Genomic DNA, 19,289 nt, shown 5'->3' with positions numbered 1-19,289 from the left:
GCTAAGTTCGATGATGCCCGAGTATCACGGCATCTTGCAGTACGATCAGATCGCAGTAACGCTGAAAAATACGCGCCTGCTTAGTAGAGTCAGTCCATTTGGCAGTGTGATCGGACGTTCGGTTTAGAAAGTCCGTGGCACGCGTATCGGCGCTAGCCGTGCCGTACCGTTCAGCAAAAAGTTGCCTAAATGGATTTGCGGCCTGACCGAAATTGCTGAGCCGCGACTGCACTCGCACGACGTTTGGAGACGTCGGCCTCAAGTGAATTCTCGGATAGAAGAGAATCAGGGGCCGTTGCCGGTCGAGAACCCGCGCTTCGGTGAGTTCCCGAGCTTGAAGGTAGTCGAAGTTTACAAGCACCCCGCAATGCGGATCGCTGCGCCACTTATATCCGGTGTAGTAGAAGGCACATCCATTCGCTAACCCGGGAACGGCTTCGAGAAGGCGAGTTACCAAGGCCTCTTTATCGCTAACAGGCGTGATAACCGAGCCGGACTTGATGAACTGGATATCGGTTTCAAGAATGCATTGGAGAGCAAGCAAACGCTCCGGCTTGTCTTTGTAAAAATACCCCTGTCGCGTGATCGAACTAAGGATAGTTGATGGATTTCGCAAGAAATTCAACGTCGTTGAGCCCGGTAAAATCAACTTCGTTTGACTACCACGAACATTTGACACCGCGAAAGTAGCTCTTAGATCCTCGTCGATTGCGTTGACATCTGCTTCAAGATGAACCCGCGACGTGTTCTGCGACCGATGCCAAGCGTCTTCGAGCAGCGTGCTCATTCGCGAAACCAGGCGGCCGAACACTCGTGAGATGTCCGCATCCGGAAGTGAAAGCGGAAGCTTCAGCGGCTTGCCATTGCTACCCGTTATCCACTCAACTGCGGCAACCGGGACCGAATGAGTTTGCCCGAGCCGATACATACCGCGGAACAGATCAGTATTCACACGTCGCTTGCTAAGTGTTTCGGGATCATCGACTAGATCTAGTTCGTCGTCGCGGACCCGCGCGAAGGGACCGAAGTAGATAACCGCAACACCATTTTCTGCGGCAGCAGCAAGTCGAGTGAAACGTTGCAGCGGGTTGTCGCCCGTGTAACCGTGCTCTGTAAGCTCTACGACAAGGAGCGGCTTCCTATCGTGCAGTAGAATGAAGTCTGGTCGGTCGTCGATCATTAGCGGCTCGATCAACGCGAACTGTTCGCCGACCAAGCGAGCCGGATACACCACGACATTCGAATCCGGAATCTGACTCAGGAACGGAGATAGCCGCTTGATCCGCAAAAACAGGGCTTTGTCTGCGGCTTCGTCGCATAGTACTCGAATTTCGCTTAATCTTGGAGGTGTCATGCCCCCAATATATCAGTGGCGATCGATGGCTGAAAGGAGGGGAATTGCCAGTCACCCTTTATCGATGAGAGCCAGATTCCAAGCAGTTTGCTCGCAATAAGAATCGCTCATACTGCGCGATCGTTGTAGCAGCGGGTAATTGGGCATCAATTCGCTTGGCTACTAAAAGCACGAGTATATAGGACCGCCCGCCGGAGTCCGTATCGCGGGCCGTCACGAAGGCCCAAGTAGTCGACACCACGAAACGTAACGCGGCGGTCGCCATTGCGATCAGTGCCTTCGCAACAAAGTCGAGTGGATTTCGAGTATTGGTATTACGGCGGCCCTTCAAATTCTCCGGATCGCCAAGTCCTCAACCGACATTCGTAACGGACCTGTCCGACTCGCGACGAAATAGGGCAAGACATTCCGACCGAAGCGGCGATTTTTTGCGGGAGTTTCTACCGATGCCACCGATCCCGAGAAGGAAACCGACGACGGTAACGAACACCGCCGTGACGAAAGCCCCCATGCCTGAATTCGGAGTCTGTGTTGCCTGTCGCGCACGATTTCTCATTCGACACTCGAAGCAACAGTACTGCTGCAAAGAATGCCGAGTCGCAGCATTTGTTGCTGCGCGTAGCGAGGCTCGAAAGCTCCAACGCATTCGACGGGCAAAGTTTTCAAAGAACGGGCCTCACGAGCGCGCTTGCGAGGAATGCGGGTATCCAATTTCAGGGTGGCCTAGCTACCACCCTGGCGATGAGCTGATTCGAGGCGACAAGAGATATTGCAGTAGCGGCTGCAAACAGTCGGCATATCGACGTCGGAAGAAATCGCGGTGACGGTTCGCGAGGGCTTCCAGATCCGCAGGCGAAGGTAAGACCTCGCATAGCGTCAACGCGAACATACTTGCAAACGGGCGCTATGGCTTTGGACGGATAGCAAAAGCCTTTTTAGAGTCGCCTCGGATATAATTCGCGGATATGCCTAACATTAGCAGGCGGAAACGAAAACGCGCGACGTTCGAGGCGCGAGGCGACCGCGAAAATCCCTGCGCTCTGCGTACGGGAAAGGGGACATTATTTGATTGGACCCAAGCTGGCGTGCGCGACTTGTTGATGCTTCAAACCGCGATTTCAACCGGTCGTGTTGTGCCGGATTTGCACGGATGCCAACTAATCGACATGATCTTTCAGCTTGTCAATTCCGCTGAGGCAACTACCTCGCAACGGATCGAAGGATTCCGTGTGATCGCAGTTGCTACAGCTAGAGCCAATCTGCGGCGAGCTAAAGAGCCTGCTCAGACGAAAGCGATCCCGGTCGAAGGCGCATAAGAGCATCGAGGGCCATGAGTTGAATTTCACTCCTGACGATGAAACCGAAGCTCGGCGTCTCCGCGATCTACCTCCGGACATCAAAAAGCTCGTTGTCAAACTTATTGGCAGCCCGGGACTTGATTCGAGAGTTCATCGGGATGATCGCGCGCAGGCCAATCGCCGAGCCGCGGCGCTGAGAATTCTTACTCGCAGATCAAAACGACGGCAGAAATAGCCCGTAACGCTTCAGTTGTCGTCCGTCTACTGAAACGTTACAATACCCCCTAGGTGGTCAACCGCGTCCTTTTGGGCTCTGCGTTATGAAGTCCCTTATTGCCTATTATCGCGTCAGCACGAAGCAGCAAGGCGATTCGGGGCTCGGCCTTGAAGCGCAAGCCGCATCCGTTCGGTCGTATGCCTCGCAATCCTCGCTTCCGATTGCTGGCGTCTACGTCGAAGTTGAATCTGGTAAGCTCGCTGATCGTCCTCAACTCAGCCGCGCCTTGGCACATGCAAAGCGCGCAAAGGCAGTCCTAGTCGTAGCGAAGTTGGATAGGCTTGCGAGGAATGTTGAGTTCACCGCGGCGCTCTTGAACTCGGGCGTCGAATTCGTTGCGTGCGACAATCCGACCGCGAACCGCCTGACAATCCATATCTTGGCTGCGGTTGCTGAGGACGAGGCTCGACGGATAAGCGAAAGAACAAAGGCGGCATTGGCGGCCGCAAAGGCAAGGGGCACGCTGCTTGGCTCTGCACGTGTTGGTCACTGGACCGGGCGAGAATCGCTCAGGCTGGCGGCGCTAGAGCGGGCACGGACTAAGGCCATCACAACGCGACAGAAAAAAGCGCATGACGCATACGTCGACCTCATACCCCTAATAGAATCTCTGAGAAACGAGGGGAAGTCGCTACAAGCGATCGCTACGCATCTGACTAAAGAGGGGCACGAGACTCGGCGAGGATGCGAGTGGTCGCCGATGCAGGTGTCCCGACTCTTGAAAGCTCGTCCGTTAGTTGCCGAAGTCGATTCCGCGCGTAAACAAAAACGGAGCGTTCCTGTCTAAACTCACGCCAGCAGTACCCGCCGGTCTTCGGCGCGGTAGCGACCGCATCGCGATGACTTACTGAGGAAATCAAATGGAACGAAAAGTACCCGCGGCTGGATACCTTCGAAAGTCAACCAGCGGCGTAGCGAGCAACGGTCGCGAACGCCAAGAGAAATCGATTTCACAGCAAAGAACCGAGATCGAGTCGCTTGCACAGGAGAACGGCTACAAGATCGTTAGGTGGTACGCTGACCCTGGTAAGAGTGGATGGAAACGTGGTGCAGCGCGACCGGAATTCAGTCAGATGCTCGCTGATGCCGCCTCAAAAAAGGACATCGAAGCGATCGTCGTCGACAACATGGATCGATTTAGCCGCGCAAGCGTAGCCGAAGTCCAAGGAGACGCGTTGGCCCTTAAGCAAGCAGGTGTGCTGGTTATCGTAAGCGCGGCTCAGGGAACCTTCCATTTAGGAGGAGCCGGCAATGACATTGGAGAGATCATCAAATTCGTAGTCAGCGTTTGGTCGGCTAACGATTTTTGCCGCCAACTTAGCCGCCGAGTTTCTCTTAGCCGTCGCAATCGAGCGATGGAGGGGAAGCGAAGCGGCGGCATTGCTCCTTACGGAATGGAGAACGACGGCTGCGGCGGTATTCGGCCGGGCAATGCTAGCGACGTCGCGATTGTTCGCCGAATTTTCGACGAGTTTGGTAACCGTTTCCGTTCCATGAACGCGATTGCGAGTGACTTAAATCGCGAGAAAACTCCCGGGCGTCGCGGCGGCAAATGGCACGTAGCATCAATCAAGGAGTTGCTGTCCCGCCGGGCGTACGTCGGGGATTTTCAATACAACCGCCGAAAATCCGGGCAATTCTTCATCCTCGATAGTAAGGGCGACATCGTCGACGCATCGAATCGACCGAGCGACTCGCCACCGTGGAAGGAAACAGACAACGGAACGATATCTCACCTGAACCATTATGAAGCGCTCGTAGATCGGGAACTATTCGAGCGAGTTCAGTCTCGATTTGCCTCTTTCATGATGAAGGGAAGTCGACGACCACGCGATGGCGGCTATCCATTGAGCGGCGTATTGATATGCGATCATTGCGGCAAACCTATGTACGGGTGCCAGCCGACTGGTAGACCTCATCGAGTATATCGCTGTAGCACACCAGCAAAGACAGGAGTTGGGACATGTGGAACCTATGAGATTCGCGAGGAACGTATTTTGCCCACGGTTCTGAAGCTTCTCGGCGAAGAAATACGCGAATTGGAGCGGTTCTACGTTCAACCACCCGATGAGCTTGTATTCGCATCCGATCGACGCAAAGCATCGAAGGCCGCGGCGGAACAGACTCGCGTGCAACTTTTGGCCCGTATCGGGCGCGCTGAAGAGAGTCTCTTAGATTGCAGCGATCGAAGAACTCGCCAAAGCCTAGATGGCCGCATTACGACGATGCGTGACGAACTAGAGGCTCTTGAAGCATCAGTCGCTAGTTTGCCGCAGCCTAGTGCATTTAACCGTGCGGAGTTCGAGGCTCTGAGCGCTTGGTGGTCGGACTTTATAAAAAGAGCGTTACGGATGCCGGTGTCACACTGCTTGCCGGAGGTTGTTGCGACGTTCCAAGTAGAGCCTGGCGACGAACTCCCCCCAGAACTACTAGTCGAACCGCGTGTGGTAAACGAAGTTCTGCATAGCCTTGGTGCTGAGGTGCGACTTCGGTGGCATACGGAAACTGTCACAATGCGAAACGGTAAGACCCGTAATCGTCATCGATTGCACCGAGGGAGAATGCGTCTTGGCCGCAAAAAAAGCGTAACTTTTTATAGGGCTCGGCCTGCGGGCCCGAGCAGTTGCAGCGCTTGCGGGCATCGTTGCGGTAGCCGCATGGGCAAGGGTTCAGCGCCGCGACGAGCATGAAGTGCGCAGGGAACGTGCTGCTGTTCAACGCGCGACTGATCGTGACGATGCCGTCTTCCATCGGCTGTCGCAACACTTCTAGCGTACGCCGATTAAACTCCGGCAACTCGTCGAGAAATAACACGCCGTGATTCGAGAGCGATATTTCTCCCGGCGAAGGGGTCGAGCCACCGCCGACGAGGCCGGCATCGCTGATCGTATGATGCGGGCTACGAAACGGCCGAACCGCGAGGATCGGCTGGCCGACGGGCAGCAAGCCCATCGCGCTATAGATCCGGCTCGTCTCGATCGATTCGTCGGGCGTGAGCTCCGGCAAGATCGTCGGCAGCCGTTTCGAGAGCATCGTCTTGCCCGAACCGGGCGGGCCGCTCATCAACAGATTATGCGCGCCGGCCGCGGCGATCATCATCGCGCGCTTCGCCGTTTCTTGTCCGCGCACGTCGGCGTAGTCGATGTCGTAGGTGCCGTAAGAATCGAACCAGCGGTCTAGGTTCGTCGGGGTCGGTTCGATCTCGATTTGCTTCGAGAGAAACGCCGCGGCTTGCGTGAGGCTCGAGATCGGGTACACGGCGATCTTCGCCACGACGGCCGCTTCGGCGGCGTTCTCGGCCGGCACGATGATGCCGATTAAATTCTTTTGCTGCGCCGCGGCGATCGCCATCGAAAGCGCGCCCTTGATCGGGCGCGTGGAACCATCCATCGCCAACTCGCCGACGACTGCGAACTCGCTCAGGCATTCGGCCGAGATTTGTCCCGACGCCGCGAGCAACCCCAGCGCGATCGGCAAGTCGAACGACACGGCATGCTTCGGCAAATCGGCCGGGGCCAGATTGATGACGATCCGATCCTCGGGCCGCTGGTAGCCGGAGTTGACCAGTGCTCGTTCGATTCTGTGTACGCTCTCCTTCACGGCCGCTTCGGGCAGGCCGACTAAGATCGTCTTCGGCAGCGCGCCGGCCGAGACGTCGACCTCGACTTCGACCGGCACGGCATCGATGCCGACGAGCGTAAAGGTCTGCAGTTTAGCCAGCATTGCGAACGGTGCCCCTGGGGACGACGGCCCCGCGAAAGCTTCCGAAATCAAGCGCATGTAAGAAGCCCGGCATTGTGACGGCAACCGTGGGCTGCTGCAAGCAGAAGGAATTCCTTCACTCGCACCACGACATTCCTCCGCGAACCTCAGCGACCGCAAACGGCTCTTCGTTAGGATGCCGTTCGGCCGATTGGCGGGTTCGGCTCGTCGTCGTTATACTGCTCGGCTCGATTCGCTTGCTCCGTTTTCCTTGTCAGCCGCATTCATCAAGCCATGCCAAAAACGCGCGTCGCCATTCAGGGTGCCACCGGCTACTCGGCCCTCGAACTGCTTAAGATCTTGCTGCGGCATCCGCATATCGAGATCACGGCCGTAACCAGTCGGCAAGAAGGGAATCCGTCGCTCGCTTCCGTGCATGCGAGCCTGACCGGCCGGTTAGACTTAAAGCTCGAAGACCTGGCGGCGGCCGAGGTCGGGCGGCGGGCCGATTGCGTGTTCAGTTGCTTGCCGCACGGCGTCACGACGCACCAAGTGCCCGACATGCTCGCGGCCGGCGCGCGGGTCGTCGATTTCAGTGCCGACTATCGCTTGAAAGACCCTGCCGCTTATAAGCAATGGTACGGCGAAACGCACGCCGATCCGGGCCGGCTTCCCGAGGCGGTTTACGGTCTGCCCGAATTGTTTCGCTCGGCGATCGCGCCGGCGAAGTTGGTCGCCAACCCCGGTTGCTATCCGACCGCGTCGGCCTTACCGCTCGCTCCCCTCATTAAGCTCGGGATGATCGAGCCGACGGGGATCATCATCGACGCCAAGAGCGGTGTCTCGGGAGCAGGGCGAACCCCGAAACTTTCGTTCCACTATCCGGAGTGCAACGAAAACTTCTCGGCCTACGGCGTCGGCACGCATCGCCACACGCCCGAGATCGAACAGACCCTCACGATGTTCGGCGGCGCGCCGGCTTCGATCATCTTCACGCCCCATCTGGTGCCGATGGATCGGGGCATCCTCGCGACTTCATACGCCGTGCCGCGCGGGACCTACACGACCGCGCAGGTACTCGACGCGTTGAAGGATTTCTATCGCGACGAGCCGTTCGTGCGCGTGGTCGATCATCTGCCGACGACGAAAGACACCTCGCACACAAACTACTGCCACCTGACGGCCCGCGTGGTGCGCGATCGGATCGTGACGATCAGCGTGGAAGATAACCTGATTAAAGGCGCAGCAGGACAAGCGGTGCAGAACTTCAACCTGATGTTCGGCTACCCGGAAACGACGGCCCTGTTGTAATCGATCGTTTGTAATTCGCGGCCCGCGTTTCGTTCGGCAGCCTTCATAGTTTCACTTTCGATCCGTTCGCCAGGAGTGCGCAACACGTTCCATGACCACTTCGCCCGCAGCATCATCAGCCGCAGCATCGACTCCCGCGCTTCCCGTTCCTCCGCTACCGCAAGGCTACTCGCTCGGCGGTGTTTATTGCGGCATCAAGCGCTATGCCGATAAACTCGACCTGTCGCTGATCGTCTCGGAGCGTCCGGCCGTGGCGGCGGGCGTTTATACGACGAACCTCGTATTCGCGGCGCCGGTGAAATGGGACCGCGAGCACACGCCCGGCACGTCGCTGCGCGGCATCGTGATCAACTCCGGCAACGCCAACGCCTGCACGGGCGAGCGCGGGGATGCCGATTGTCGACGCATGGCGGAAGCCGCCGCGCAAACCTGCGGCGCAACGGCCGACCAAATGCTCGTTCTTTCGACCGGCATCATCGGCGAGTTTATGCCGATGCAGAAAATCGAAGCCGGCGTCCGCGACGTCGCCGGCAAGCTCGGTACCGACGAAGCTGCGCTGGTCGCCGCCGCGCGCGGAATGCTCACGACCGACACACGCCATAAAGTCGCCGGGCGAACCATTGCCCTTAGCTCCGGCTCGGTGCAACTTACCGGCATGGCGAAGGGGGCCGCGATGATCGGCCCGAAGATGGCGACGATGCTCGGCATCGTCCTTACCGATGCGGCGCTCGCCCCCAAAGATGCGCAGCGGTTGCTATCGTCGACGGTCGAAGATTCGTTCAACTGCATCAGCGTCGACGGCCACATGAGCACGAACGACACCGTGTTGCTGTTGGCAAACGGTGCGGCCGGCGGCGCGCCGCTGCAAGGGGCCGACTTGGCGAAGTTCGAAGCGGCGCTCGGCGAAGTCTGCGGCGAACTGGCGCGGATGATCCCGGCCGATGGCGAAGGAGCGACGCATCTGATTCAGGTCGAGATTCAAGGCGGCCGCGATCGGGAATCGGCCCGGCTGCTCGCCAAGAGCGTGAGCGAAAGTTTGCTCGTTAAGACCGCCATTTGCGGTGCCGACCCGAACTGGGGCCGGATCGTTTCCGCGGCCGGCTACGCGAACGTTCCGTTCGATCCGGCGAAGGTGAACCTCTGGGTCAACGGCCTGCACCTGTATGAAAACGGTGCGCCGCTCCCGTTCGATCGGGTCGCCGCTTCGCACTCGATCCGCGACCACCGCGACACGCACATCCGGCTCACCTTCGGCGAAGGAACGGCAACGGTAAATTTCTGGACCACCGACCTCACGGCCGAGTATGTGCGGCTGAACGCGGATTATCATACTTAGGAGAAGGGGTCAGGGGTCGGTGGTCAGGGGTCAGAGAAGGAAGGGGAAGGGAAGAGAAGTCGTTCCGATCTCGACGTCCGTCGTTTTGCATTTTGCCTTCTGACTTCTGAGTTTTTCATCATGTCGCTTCGTCTTGCCTTCGTCGGGGTCGATCATCCGCATGGGGCGCATTGGCGGGAGACGTTGGAGAACTTCGGCGAGCGGATCGAGATCACGGCCTTGTTGCCTTGCTTCGGCGGCGCGCTGACGAGCCTGGAAGAGCGTTTCGCCGAAGTGCCGCGCTTCGCCACCGTCGACGACTTGATCGCCCGCGGCGACTTCGATGCCGCGCTAGTCGCGCTCCCCAATAACGAAGGCCCGTCGACCCTGCTCCGCCTTGCCGAAGCCGGAAAGCACATCTTCACCGAGAAGCCGGGTGCGGCGACGGCAGCCGATCTCCGCCCGCTCGTCGCCGCGGTGCGGAAGCACGACGTCGCCTTTCAAAGCGGCTTCATGTGGCGCTACGATGCGTGCGCCGAACGCTTGAGAACGATGCTGGCCGAAAAGCGTTTCGGCAAGCTGATCCACATCGACATGAAGTTCGTCACCAGCGACATTCGCCGGCGCGGGCCCGACCACTACTTGTTCGATCGCAACATCAGCGGCGCCGGCTTTATAAATTGGCTCGGCTGTCATCATCTGGATCTGCTGCTCTACGTCGCGCAAAGGAGAGTCATGGGAGTGACCGCGCGGCTGGGCACGTTCGGCGCGACGGCAACCGATGTGGAAGACGGCGGCACGGTCGTCCTCGATCTTGAAGGGGGAGCCCTCGCGACCTTCACGGGCGGCTACTGGTTTCCCCGTTGGGCCGGCGAAAACCAATGGTCGATCCGGGGCAGCGAGCGGTGGGTGAATTGGCATCCGAATAAGCCCGGCACGTCGGGCGCGTTGGAAATCCACGGCCCGCAACCGCAATGGCATGCGATGGAAGAAACGTTTTCCGTCGCCGCCGACACGACGCCGGGTTACGGCGGCATTCGCGGAGTCGACGTCGTCGGAGATTGGCTCGCCGCGATCGAAGACCGCGCCGCCAGCCGCGTGCGCGAGTGCCGCAATACGCCGGAGTCGACCGTCGCTACGCTCGAAATCCTCGACGCCGCCTACGAGTCGTCGCGCTCGGGCCGACGCGTCGAGTGCTCGATCGGCTCCTGATGGGGGTCGCTACTTCTTCCGCTCGGCTTACGGCTTCGTCGTCTCCACGGCGAGCACCCAGGTGAGGCTCTTGCCCAATTCGTAGGTGTGCTTGCGCGTGAGCTGGCCGGTCGTGGTGTCGACTTGGAACACGGCTAGCTTGCCGGAGCCTTCTCCTGCGCCGAAGACGTAGCGTCCTTGCGGTTCGATATCGAACGAGCGTGGTGTTTTTTCGGTCGGTGCGCGATCGATCGCGGTGAGCGCCCCGCTCGGGTCGATCGAGAAACCGGCAAGGCTATCGTGGCCCCGGTTCGAGACCCACACGAACCGGCCGCTCGGATGTACTTTCACTTCGGCCGTGCTGTTCGATGCCTTATAGTCGGCGGGCAGAGTCGACACGGTCTGCACCGGCTTCAAGCCGGTCGTCGGATCGAACCGGTATGCCGTGATGCTGCTCCCTGCTTCATCGGATGTGAAGGCCAGCTTCAAAGTCGGATGAAACGCAAGATGCCGCGGGCCGGTCTTGGTCGCGCTGCCGGCGGGCGTTCCGCCCGGGGCTTTGCCGGCGTCCGTGAGTTTGCCGGTCGCGTGATCGAGCTTGAATTGAAAGATCGCGTTCGGGGCGGGATGCGGCACGAAGACGAAATTATTATCCGGATCGGTCGCCACGCTGTGCGCGGTCTTCGCCGTTTCGACGACGTCGACCGCAGGGCTTACGATCTTGCCGTCGTCGGACAGCCGATGCACCACGGCTCGTCCCAGGCCATACGAAGCCGAGAGAAGCCAGCGCCCCGCGCGATCGGTGGTGACGTAGGCAGCCCCTTCGCCGGTCGGTCGCGTGGCGGAGCTTATGAGCGTGAGCTTGCCGGTGGCGGAATCGATCCGAAAGCTCGCGAGTGTGCTAGTGCTGCGAAGCGAGGCGAACAAGAACTTCTTCTGCGGATCGACTCCTAAGGAGCCCGGCCCGCCGTCGACCGCCACGGCATCGACCGGCGTAAGGCTGCCGTCGCTGGGGTTCAGACGCAGGATTTGAATCTTCTGCTCGGCGACGAGCGAGACATAAACGTATGTATCTGCATGTGCGTTCATGGCCCAACCCAACGTGCAAATAGCGGCAATGATCCAACGCATGATCGGAAGACTCTCGAAAAAGGAAGGAGAAGCGTGCGGGAGAGGTCGTCAGTATGGTGCGGCCGGCGACGGAATGCCACTCCCTAGGGCGCGACAATCGGAGGGAGAGATTTCCGCCGTTCGCGCATCGCGATTGCGCGCTTTCATGCATCACACCCAAGAAAATGCGCCGCCGCTTCGTGAATCTGCTTCGCTTCTCGACTCGCGTACTTTTAGAATGCAAAAGGCAGCGTTTCATTCCGGGAGTTCGATCATGGAAGAGACCACGTTTCTCGAAGAGCATCGGCGACTGACGCGTCGTTACTTTCTCTGCGCAAGCGTTGCGGGCGCTGCCGTTGCCGAGGCTGCATTGTTACATGCCGCCGAAGAGCCGGCCAAGCCTGCGGCACCTGATAAACCTGCGACCCCGCCCAAGCCTACGGCAACGGTCGCTGAGAAACCTGTTGCGAACGAGAAACCCGTGAAGCCGGCGAAGCCCGACAAGGCTGGCGCTAGACAAGATCCCTACTTCACGCCGGTCGAAGACTTTCGCGATGTCTCGCGCGGCAAGCCGTTGCCCCATTCGTTGCCGGAAGAGAAGAAGCGCGAGGTCGGACTGACGCGCGACACCTGGCGCCTCGAGGTCGTTTCCGACTCCGAGAACCCGGCGAAACTCGGCACGTCGCTTACGAAGGCCGACAACACGGCGCTCGACTTCGCCGGCTTGCTCAAGCTCGGCGAGAAGCATGCCGTCCGGTTCGCGAAAGTGATGACGTGCTTGAACATCGGTTGCCCGCTCGGCATGGGCTTGTGGGAAGGGGTGCCGATGCGCGAAGTGCTCTGGCTGACGAAGCCGCGCGAGAATGTGCGCCGCGTGTTTTTCTACGGCTACCACAACGACGACCCGGCGCAAATGTTTCGCAGTTCGTTGCCGGTGGGGCGCGTTTTGGAAGATCCCTACGATCTCCCTCCCGTCATCTTGTGCTATAAGCTCAACGGCCAATGGCTCGATTCCGAACGGGGCGGCCCTGTGCGCGTCGTCGTGCCGGAAGCCTACGGCTTCAAGTCGATCAAGTGGCTCACGCATCTCGTGCTCACGAACCTTGCGCATGCGAACGACACGTATGCCTCGGGCAACAACGACCTCGACAGTCCGCTGAAGACGTTCGCCGCGATCCTTTCGTCGCCGACGGGATTCAAGCCGGGTCAGCCGATTCCGGTTTCCGGTTATGCGCAGGTCGGCATCTCGGGCTTGTCGAAGGTGCAGGTCTCGATCGAGTCGAACGCGAAGCCGCGACCGGAAGGGGATCCGCATTTCACGACTGCGCCGTGGGTCGATGCCGACTTGCTCGCGCCTCCGAAACATTGGGGGGCGCTTCCGGAAGGAAAGCTCCCTGCCGAGACGCACGGTTTCACCGCCGCCGGCGAGCCGAAGACCTGGCCGCTGCGGCTGACGAACGCCCACTGGGCGAAGGTGTTGCCCGGCCTCCCCGCCGGTGAATACACGTTGCGCAGTCGGACGATCGACGAGAAGGGGCACGCGCAGCCGATGCCGCGTCCGTTTCGCAAGTCGGGCCACTCGGCGATCGAATCGATCGTCGTCAAAGTGAAAGAGTAAGCCGCGAGCGTCCGGGCGAAGCGCGGTCGCATCCATCGATCCTTGCGATGCTTTCGCGACCCGTGCGCCTCTGCTAAATTAGCGGCCGGCAACAAGGCAGCCGTTGCCGCACGACGCAAGATAAGAAGCGTCGGTTTCCGTCGAACGCTGCAAATCTCTATGAGGATCCCGCACATGATTCGTCGATTCGTCGCCATGAACCGGTTGCTGTTCGTTTTCGCTTTGCTCATCGGCGGCCTTAGCGCTTCGGGCGCGTCGGCCGAGAAGTTTTTCTTTCGCGACGGCGACCGCATCGTGATCATGGGAGACTCGATCACCGAGCAGCACCTCTACAGCAACTACATCGAGATGTGGGTCACGACCCGCTTTCCGAAATGGAATTTGGCGTTTCGCAACGTCGGCATCGGCGGCGACAGCAGCCGCGGGGGCAATGGTCGATTCAAGCGCGACGTCGTTTCGTTCAAGCCGACGGCCATGACCGTCGATTTCGGCATGAACGACGGTGGCTATAAAGCTTACGACGAAGCGGTCTTCAAGAATTATGTCGGAGGCCTGCAAGGCATCGCCGATCAAGCGAAAGCGGCCGGCATTCGCGTGGCGTTCTGCACGCCGCAACCGCTCGACGCCGAAGAGCAAGGCCCGACGGCTTTGACCGCCTATAACCTCACGTTGGAAAAGTTGTCCGAGGGGATGAAGAAGACGTCCGACGCCAACGGGCAGCACTTCGTCGATCAGTTTCATCCTTATCTCGCGGTTCTCGATAAGGCCCGTGCCGGCTCGAAACCTTACAAACGGATCACGGCCGGCGATGCCGTACATCCGGGCCCGCCGGGGCAAGCGCTGATGGCCTTTGCGATTCTTCAAGGTCTGAACTTTCCGAAGCTCGTCTCGTCGGTGGCGATCGATGCGGCGGATCTGAAGGGGGTGAAGACGGAGAATTGCGAAGTAACCAACGTTGCGCGCGAAGGAGACGTGTTGACCTTCGAGCGACTCGACGGAGCGCTGCCGTTCTTTCCCGCAGATGCATCGCTGATTTTGAATTGGGCGCCGATCTTGGCGGAGACCAACGACTATCGGCTCGCCGTCAGCGGACTTAAGGCTGGGAATTACGAAGTGCGGCTGGGCGACAAGACGGTCGCGAAGTATTCCGCCGACGAACTCGCTAAGGGGGTCGATCTTGCGGCGCCGGCGTTGGCCGTGGGTCCTGTTTCCGAGCAAGTGAAAGCGGTGCGTGCCGCGATCGAAGCGAAGAACAAGTACTACCACGATCGGATCTTCCGCGGTTGCGTGTTGGCCCAGGCCAGCATCCCGGAGTTTTTAGGGCTCAAGATCTCGCCCGAAGAGATCGAGTCGAAGCGCCAAGCGGCCATTGCCGAGCGGTTGCAGGAACTCCCGGCCCTCGAAGCGGCCGTTCGCAAGGCGCTCGAATTGAAGCCGCATAAAGTGACGATCGCGCCGGCGAAGTAAACCCGCCGGAGAACGAGAACTCGATCGAACGGATTCGTGGCCTCGGCGCGTGGACTATCGGAGCATATATGAAGTGGTTGCGGCAACGTAAGCACCGGCTGTTATTGGCGGTGCTGGTGCTTGCGTTGCTGGCGCAACCGGTGGCGACCGGCCGCACCGAGATCTTCGGGTTCCTCATCTTGCTCGCCGTTTTCCTGACCGTGTTCGAGCGACGTGTGCAGCATGTCGTCGGCATCGTGCTCGGCCTCCTGACGATCGCGACGAACACGCTCGGGATATTCGGCCCGGAAAGCCATCGCGATCACTACTTCATCGCGTATCACATCTTGATCATTTCGTTCATGGGGTTCGCGGTCGCGACGATTCTCGCCGATATTTTCAGTAGCGAACGGATCCAACTCGACCACGTCATCGGCGCATTTTCCGGGTTCATCCTCGCCGCTCTGGCTTGGGGCAACCTGTACTTGTTGATTTACCTGTTGCAGCCCGACGCATTCCACGTCGAGCCGCAACACGTTTCCCACTTGAACGACCTGGAGCTCCGGCGGTTTCTCTTCAACCATCTCAGCTTCGCGTCGTTGACGTCGCTCGATCACGACGGCATCGCCCCGCTCGCGCCGTTCGTGCGCACGTTGCAGTGGTTCGAGGCGCTGTTCGGGCAGTTCTATTTCGCGGTGTTCATCGGGCAATTGGTCGGCCTGACGATGGTCGGCGCGAACGCGGCGAAGAACTCCCCCACGAAGGATGCGCCGTCGAAAGAGGAGCCGTCTAAGGATTCGCCGCGTCCGACTCAGGAATGATCTTCAGCGACGCTAGCCACGCGAGCGACTTAGTTTGCCAAGCGTCCCACATCGGGCCCTTGTAGCCGTTGAGCCCATGGCCCCCTTCGGCCAGTTCCAGATATTCGGTCGCGATGCCGTGCTCCTTCAACGCTTCGTGCAAGAGGCGGCTGTTTTCCGGCACGACGACGGTATCGTTCTTGGCGTGCGTAAGAAAAATCGGCGGCGTCTCTTTCGTGACTTGCTTTTCGTTGGAGAAAAAGGCCACGGATTCTTCCGACGGGCTCGCGCCGAGCAAGTTGCGCCGCGAGCCGCCGTGGCCGAGCATGCCCATCGAAACGACCGGATAGACGAGCACCGCGAAGTCGGGCCGGCTGCTGAAGCCCTGCTCGATCGGATCGGCCGACTTCGCATCGCCGGCATCGAAATGCACCGCGGCGGTCGACGCCAGGTGTCCGCCGGCCGAGAACCCGATGATGCCGATCCGCTTCGGATCGAGCTTCCATTCGCCGGCCTTCGAGCGGACGGTGCGGATCGCATGCTTGGCGTCGGCGAGAGGAACCATCGAGCGGCCTTTCGGCAAGCGATATTCGAGCACGATGCCTGCGATGCCGTGCCCATTCAGCCATTTGGCGATCCCATGCCCCTCGGCACCGGTGACGAGCCCGCCGTAGCCGCCGCCGGGGCAAATCACGAGCGCCGCGCCGTTGGCCTTGTCGGCAGGAGCAAGATGGACGGTCAGGAAGCCGGTCGCCGTGTCGACGGTGCCGTCGCCGTTCGGTGCGCCGCCGGCCCATAGGGGCGACTTCTGCGGCGCGGCAGGCTCGGCTGCCGAGGCGGCAGCGGTCGCCAGGGCGAAGACGACGGCAAGAACCGGCAGCGCCGGGAGGCGATACGGCAGCGAGGGAAAGTGAAGAACTGACGACATGGGGATCTCTCGGGAAGTTGTTATGGTGGGGCGTGCCCGATCGTGCCGCCGCGAAATCCTGCGCGGAATCCGCTCCTCGACACCGGCCGACAGATGTTAGCATGGCGTTCGACGGCTTCGCAAACTTCTCCTACGATTACATAATCCTTTTCAATTACTTTTCACCTTCTTTTCATCGACGGCAATTATGAAAGCGGTTCTTATCGGTTGCGGTCTCTTCGTGGTGTTGATCGCCGGTGCGATCGGGGCGATGTTTTGGTACGGCTCCGATCTGATCGATAAAGGGATGGAACTGGTGAACGAGGCTCTCGCGATCGAGCAAGAGCGGCAGACGTTGGCGGCGGGTTGGGCGGCCCCGGCGCCGGATGCAACGGCTCAAGATGTCTTTCCCGCGCGACTCGCAGGCTACGAGCGAACCGCTGCCGAGAAGAGCGGAGGAGTTCCCGCACTTAAGATCGATCTCGCCGGCACGCACGCCCTCTACGAGGCGGGGCCGAGCCGCATCGATGCCTATGTCTTTCCGATCACGAAGCAGGCGAAGAGCGATCTGCTGCAAGAGCTCGAGGACTTGAAAAAGGGGGCCGGCTCGAACACTTGGTCGAAGGTCGATTTGGGAGACGCTTACTCGCGCGCCTATCTTTCGTCCGATGGCTTAAAGCAAAATCATTTTTGGTTCCTGAAAGATCATCTCGTCTTGTTTCGCACGACCGATTCCGAAGATCGCGAGCCGGTCGTCTTGGCCTTCTTCAAGGCGAACCAAAAGGCACCTCCGGCGAAGGAAGAAGGGACCGCAAGTAAAGAGACTCCGGACGACAAAGCTGCTCCCGCAGGCAAGGCCGAAGAGCTTGCTCCTGCCGCGAAATAATGCCGCCGGAGCAGCCGCTCGATCGTAATAGTTCGATCGCGAGAGCCGGAACGGGATCAGTGGTTAAAGCTGAATTCCGTGGAGTTCAGCAGGCCCCAAAAAAGATCTTCGTAAGCCTTCCGATCTTTCACGTCGGTGCCGACGAGTTTCCGCATGCCGGCCAGTTCTTCGGCCGTCGGCTTACGCGTGAGGGCCCGAATGAAGAGCTGCTCGATGATCGCTTCCGGCGTCGGTTGCGAGGCGATGAGCTTCGGCACGAGCCCTCCGGCCGCGACCCGGGCATGAACCGTATCGCCGGCGATCAGGTGCAACGCCTGCGACAGCGTCGGGTCGGGCTTCGTCTCGCAGGCGCATACGGTCGCCCGCGACGAACGCCCGAACGTCTCGAAGAACGAGTCGCCGGCATGCGGACCGGTCGTGTCGCCGGGAGTGCGAGGATAGAACTGAATCGCTTTGGTGCCGAGTTGGAAATCGCGGAAGCCCCGTTCGCTTTCCGTCACTTGCACGACGGAGTCGAGCAGCACGTCGGCCCGCAATCGGCGGAGGCGAGCGCGTGAGAACTGCCGGTCGTCCAGAGCGTTGGTCTCGTTCGGGCGCGACGAAAGTTGATACACACGCGAGGTGCAAATCTCGCGCACCAGCGCGCGAAGGTTGAACTTAGACTCGGTCAGATGCTTCGCCAGCGCGTCGAGCAGCGGCTTGTTCGTCGGTGGGTTGCTGATCCGCATGTCGTCGAGCGGCTCGACGAGGCCGCGCCCCATGAAGTGGGCCCAAATCCGATTGGCGAGGTTCTGCGAAAAGAGTTCGTTGTCGGGCGAGGTCAGCCACGCGGCCAAGGCCTGGCGCGTATCGGTTCCCTTCGGAACCGCCGTCTCACCGCCGAGCACCATCACGGGGACCGGCCGACCGTCGATGAGATGCTTCGCCGGCGGCGCGCTTGCGTCGTTGTAGATGTAGAACTCGCGCGCCTCGGCACCGGTCTTGCGACGAATACCGGTGAAGAGACTCACGAAGCCGTAGTAGTCGTCCATCGTCCAACGGTCGAACGGATGGTTGTGGCACTCGGCGCACTGAATTTGCACGCCTGTGAAGAGCTGCGAGAAATCGGCCGCGAAGTTCTTCGGCGTGAACTTCGTATCGTGTACGAGCATGGTGTAAAGATTGGCGGGCCCCGTGGTGAGGTTGCTGCCGCCGGCCGTGATCTGATCGGCGACGAACTCGTTCAGCGGACGGTTCGCCGCGATCTGTTCGCGGATCCATTCGAAATACGCTTCGGCGGCCTTCACGTCGGTCGCGGTCGGAGCGTAGCCGCCGCCGATCACGCGCAAAGACTCGGCCCATTTCGCGGTCCAAACGTCGGTGAAAGCGTCGCTCGCCAGTAAACGGTCGACGAGCTCGTCGCGTTTACGCGCGCTGTTGTCGGCCGTGAACGCTTCGTATTCGGCGAACGTCGGCGGCACGCCCGTCAGATCGAGATAGACGCGTCGCAAAAACGTTTCGTCGTCACACAGCTCCGAAGGGAGCAAATGCAACTTTTGCAGCCGATCGTAAACGAGCTCGTCGATGTAGTTGTTCGCCGGAGGAGCCGGCCAGCGATACGTGGAATCGGCAGGCAGCACGATCACTTCCGAGCCGATCGTGAAGCGGTTGAACCGCGCGAAGACGAACGTGTCGCCGCGCCCCGTGGCCGAAACTTTGCCGTCGGCGTCGATCGCGGCGGTCGACACGTTGTTCGAGAGAAAGCGGGCGAGGTGCGTAACGTCGCGCGTCGAGCCGTCGGAATAGCGAGCCGTGACCTTCGTCTGCTCGGTCCCTTTCACGCCGTTGAACACCATCCGCTCCGGCGCGAGCGCGATCTCGACCGGCTCGGGCACCGCGGCGGAATCTTCGAGCGCGCCGGCTTCGATCCAGCGATAGAGCGTCCGATAGTGCGGGCTCTCGACATCGAACAGCCGGCCGCCGGTGTGCGGCACTTTGCCCGTCGCTTTGAGCAACAGCAAGCTATCGGCCGGTACGGCGACGTTCACGCGTCGGCCGATCATTTCCTGAGTGATGCGGTAATAGTCTCCCTTCG

At 60.0% G+C, this 19,289-nt stretch carries 13 protein-coding genes; 9 read left to right on the top strand and 4 right to left on the bottom strand.

The window, feature by feature from the left end:
• Position 1: 1 nt before the first annotated feature.
• Positions 2-1,354, bottom strand: a complete 1,353-nt coding sequence (locus tag K8U03_26745) for a hypothetical protein (protein ID MCE9608499.1) — start codon at positions 1,352-1,354, stop codon at positions 2-4.
• Positions 1,355-2,972: 1,618 nt separating this feature from the next.
• On the opposite strand from K8U03_26745, the gene K8U03_26740 reads away from it, so the two are divergent.
• From K8U03_26740 to K8U03_26720, 5 genes are all read left to right on the top strand, one after another.
• Complete coding sequence (locus tag K8U03_26740) at positions 2,973-3,716, top strand: recombinase family protein (protein ID MCE9608498.1); 744 nt, start codon at positions 2,973-2,975, stop codon at positions 3,714-3,716.
• A gap of 73 nt (positions 3,717-3,789) precedes the next feature.
• A complete protein-coding gene (locus K8U03_26735) occupies positions 3,790-5,619 on the top strand; it encodes a recombinase family protein (protein MCE9608497.1) in 1,830 nt (609 codons plus the stop codon).
• 1,306 nt (positions 5,620-6,925) lie between these two features.
• On the top strand, positions 6,926-7,942 hold the full coding sequence (gene argC, locus K8U03_26730) for an N-acetyl-gamma-glutamyl-phosphate reductase (GenBank protein MCE9608496.1): 1,017 nt from the start codon (positions 6,926-6,928) through the stop codon (positions 7,940-7,942).
• Between the two features lie 91 nt (positions 7,943-8,033).
• A complete protein-coding gene (argJ, locus tag K8U03_26725) occupies positions 8,034-9,278 on the top strand; it encodes a bifunctional glutamate N-acetyltransferase/amino-acid acetyltransferase ArgJ (GenBank protein ID MCE9608495.1) in 1,245 nt (414 codons plus the stop codon).
• A gap of 120 nt (positions 9,279-9,398) precedes the next feature.
• A complete protein-coding gene (locus K8U03_26720) occupies positions 9,399-10,469 on the top strand; it encodes a Gfo/Idh/MocA family oxidoreductase (GenBank protein MCE9608494.1) in 1,071 nt (356 codons plus the stop codon).
• Between the two features lie 27 nt (positions 10,470-10,496).
• Here the strand turns inward: K8U03_26720 and K8U03_26715 are convergent, their stop codons facing one another.
• Positions 10,497-11,579: a lactonase family protein gene (locus K8U03_26715; GenBank protein ID MCE9608493.1), complete on the bottom strand. Its 1,083-nt coding sequence runs from the start codon at positions 11,577-11,579 to the stop codon at positions 10,497-10,499.
• 253 nt (positions 11,580-11,832) lie between these two features.
• On the opposite strand from K8U03_26715, the gene K8U03_26710 reads away from it, so the two are divergent.
• From K8U03_26710 to K8U03_26700, 3 genes are all read left to right on the top strand, one after another.
• Positions 11,833-13,176: a molybdopterin-dependent oxidoreductase gene (locus K8U03_26710; GenBank protein ID MCE9608492.1), complete on the top strand. Its 1,344-nt coding sequence runs from the start codon at positions 11,833-11,835 to the stop codon at positions 13,174-13,176.
• Between the two features lie 174 nt (positions 13,177-13,350).
• A complete protein-coding gene (locus K8U03_26705) occupies positions 13,351-14,643 on the top strand; it encodes an SGNH/GDSL hydrolase family protein (protein ID MCE9608491.1) in 1,293 nt (430 codons plus the stop codon).
• A 68-nt stretch (positions 14,644-14,711) separates the two neighbouring features.
• Entirely contained in the window at positions 14,712-15,443 is a 732-nt protein-coding gene (locus tag K8U03_26700) for a hypothetical protein (GenBank protein MCE9608490.1), read from the top strand.
• Here K8U03_26700 and K8U03_26695 read toward each other — a convergent pair.
• Positions 15,412-16,350 carry an alpha/beta hydrolase gene (locus K8U03_26695; GenBank protein ID MCE9608489.1) on the bottom strand — a complete coding sequence of 313 codons (939 nt, stop codon included), beginning with the start codon at positions 16,348-16,350 and terminating at the stop codon, positions 15,412-15,414. The two genes, K8U03_26700 and K8U03_26695, sit on opposite strands and share 32 nt — an antisense overlap.
• A 187-nt stretch (positions 16,351-16,537) precedes the next feature.
• Here K8U03_26695 and K8U03_26690 point away from each other — a divergent pair, with 187 nt between their 5' ends.
• Positions 16,538-17,215, top strand: coding sequence for a hypothetical protein (locus tag K8U03_26690; protein ID MCE9608488.1), 678 nt, complete (start codon positions 16,538-16,540; stop codon positions 17,213-17,215).
• A 56-nt stretch (positions 17,216-17,271) separates the two neighbouring features.
• Here the strand turns inward: K8U03_26690 and K8U03_26685 are convergent.
• Positions 17,272-19,289, bottom strand: a 2,018-nt coding sequence (locus K8U03_26685; GenBank protein ID MCE9608487.1) for a DUF1549 and DUF1553 domain-containing protein, incomplete at its 5' end; no start/stop codon positions are given.

The organism is Planctomycetia bacterium, from assembly GCA_021413845.1.
Taxonomy (GTDB): domain Bacteria; phylum Planctomycetota; class Planctomycetia; order Pirellulales; family PNKZ01; genus PNKZ01.
Note: the sequence above shows the minus strand (reverse complement) of the source record. Positions and strands in the feature narration are given on the sequence as shown.